This window comes from Leucobacter celer subsp. astrifaciens (genome assembly GCF_001273835.1).
In the GTDB taxonomy this organism is placed as follows: domain Bacteria; phylum Actinomycetota; class Actinomycetes; order Actinomycetales; family Microbacteriaceae; genus Leucobacter; species Leucobacter celer.
The window spans coordinates 1-2,297 of the sequence record NZ_JHEI01000112.1 but is presented as its reverse complement, the minus strand read 5'-3'; the positions used below and the strand labels follow the sequence as shown (position 1 = coordinate 2,297).

3 protein-coding genes are annotated in these 2,297 nt (G+C 69.9%); all 3 read right to left on the bottom strand.

Annotation, left to right across the window (positions count from 1 at the left end; genetic code table 11):
* Positions 1-184: 184 nt before the first annotated feature.
* Positions 185-1,009 (bottom strand): SDR family NAD(P)-dependent oxidoreductase, encoded by an 825-nt coding sequence (locus tag AMS65_RS00375; RefSeq protein ID WP_053382222.1) that lies wholly within the window; start codon positions 1,007-1,009, stop codon positions 185-187.
* Positions 1,006-2,049: a hotdog family protein gene (locus AMS65_RS20010; RefSeq protein ID WP_053382221.1), complete on the bottom strand. Its 1,044-nt coding sequence runs from the start codon at positions 2,047-2,049 to the stop codon at positions 1,006-1,008. The genes AMS65_RS00375 and AMS65_RS20010 overlap by 4 nt, the downstream gene beginning before the upstream one ends.
* 17 nt (positions 2,050-2,066) lie before the next feature.
* Positions 2,067-2,297: hypothetical protein (locus AMS65_RS19740; protein WP_162231740.1), on the bottom strand; the 231-nt coding region annotated here is incomplete at its 5' end.

Sequence of the window (2,297 nt, the reverse complement as noted above, 5' to 3'; positions counted from 1 at the left end):
GCCGCCTCGAGCAGAGCCGTCCGAGTCCTGATCCCACGCTGCTGCTTCCGACGCACTTCGCCAACTCGGTTCACCGGCGCTCTCCCTCAGCTTCCCGCGGCCGAATCTCGGCCGTGAGTGAGATTCTTCCACACGTCATCCAGCAGTCATAGTCGAATGGCCAGGGAGGATCCCCTGCGTTCGACTAAAGGAGATCCTTCACGGAGTGGCTGCGGGACCCCCGTGCACCGAGAATGCTGCCGCCGGTCACGTCGAACAGCGCGCCCGTGGTGCGCGCCGCGGCGTCCGAGGCGAGAAACGCGACGGCCGCCGCGACCGTCTCCGGCTGCGAGACGCCGCCCAGCACCGAGAACGACGACATGTACTCCACCACGGCCGGTTTCCCGAACCCCGGGTGGCCGTTGTCGGTGAAGCCGGGGATCACCGCGTTCACCCGGATGCCCCGCGGCGCGACGGCCTCGGCCATGTTCTTCGTGAGGGACTCCACTGCGGCCTTGCTCATCGCGTAGGTGATGTCGCCCGGGCTGGAGAAGTGGGCCGACGCCGAGGAGAGGTTCACCACCGAGCCGCCGTCGGGCATCAGCTCCACCAGCCGCTGCGACAAGAAGAACGGCGCCCGGGCGTTGATCGCGAAGTAGCTGTCGAAGTCGGAGACCGCGGTATCGGCGAACGAGGGGCTGAGCAGCTTCGCGGCGTTGTTCACCAGTACCCGCAGGCGGTACTGCGGGTACTGGTCCAGGAGCTCGCGCACGCACTCCGCGACAGCGTCGACTCCGTCGGGGGTGCCGAGGTCGGAGGAGACGAGGTGGCAGCGACCGCCGCGGGACTTGATGCTCCGCTGCAGCTGGCGGGCCTTCTCGGTGCGGGTGCCGTAGTGCGCGAGCACGGCGTGACCGGACTCGCTCAGCGCAGCGCAGACGGCCGAGCCGATCCCGCCCGTGGCACCGGTCACCACCGCCAGTCGCATCGGCTGCTCCTCCGCCTTGACCTCGGTCGTGAACTCGCTCATCGTGATTCCTCTCCGTACTCTTCTCGGCGCTCTTCGCGCTCTCGGCGCTCTGGGCGCTCTGGGCGCTCTGGGCGCTCTCGGCGCTCTGGGCGCTCTCGGCGCTCTGGGCGCTCTCGGCGCTCTGGGCGCCGTCCCTCATCGAGCGTTCCTTCGACCTGCGCGCACGGGGCGCCCCGCTGCACCACCGTCACCAGGAGCCGGTCGCCGATCTCCTGCAGCTCGACCTGCGCCGGTTCCGACTTCTCGATGAAGCTGAGAAATCGCGTCACGAGCCCCCGTAATCTGCGCTCCGGGAGGTGCTGCTCAGCCAGGCGCTCGGCGGCGCAGACGACCACCATACCGCTGATGTGATCGGTCTCGTGATCGCCCAGGATCGGGTTCCCGACGTCGACCGTGAGCTCCTCGGTCACCCGGCCCGCCACCGGTTCGACGACCGGGCGGTCGCTGGCCGGGCGGTCACCGGCCGGGCCCCCTCTGGCAGCCGAAGCCCGGATGCGGTCGTACAGGCGCTGCGGGAGATACTTCCCGGTGATCCTGCCCGTGCCGATCCTGCTCGTGCCGATCCGGCCCGCGCCGTTCTGCTCCGCACCGATCCGGCCCGCCCCGCTCTGCTCGACCGGGAGTCCGCCGACGCTCGCACCGCCGACATCGCCACCCGTTGCCGATCCGATCGCCGCGAAGAAGCGGATGCCGACATCGATGTCGGCGACGCCACGAGCCGCACGGCCATCGATGTTCGCCCGCACCTCGACCAGGCCGGCGCGCGGCAGTGCGCCTCGACCATCGGCCTCGTCGAGCAGCAGTTCTGCGGTCGACAGCATCGCCCGGCTGCCGAGCGGCACCTCCAGCTCCAGGTGGGCGAACGCGTGAGTCGCCTGCCGCTGCACCTCCACGTACTCCGCGAGCCCGGGCTGCACGGAGTCGGGGATGCGGAAGCCGAACACGATGGAGTCCGCGTCGCGTCGCTCGGTCCCCGTCAGCCACATGTTGCGGTGGTCGGCTTTGTGCGCGAGTTCGGCCGGAACAGTCGCTGCGTCCATGATGCGCCCGCGGAGCCTCAACCCGCAGACGGCGGCACGAGTATGGACAGGAGCATCGGCCGGACACGCCCTACGCGCTCGGGCAGCGACCGCCAGCCGTCCCGCATGCCGGCCAGCACCTGCGCGCCGACGAAGGCCTCGTTCACCAGCTCGGCCAGCTCTCCGGGGCTCAGTTCGGTGGTGGTGATCGACCCGTCCTCCAGGCCTTCGCGGATGAAGGTCTCGGCGACCCTCTGCCACTCGTCGTA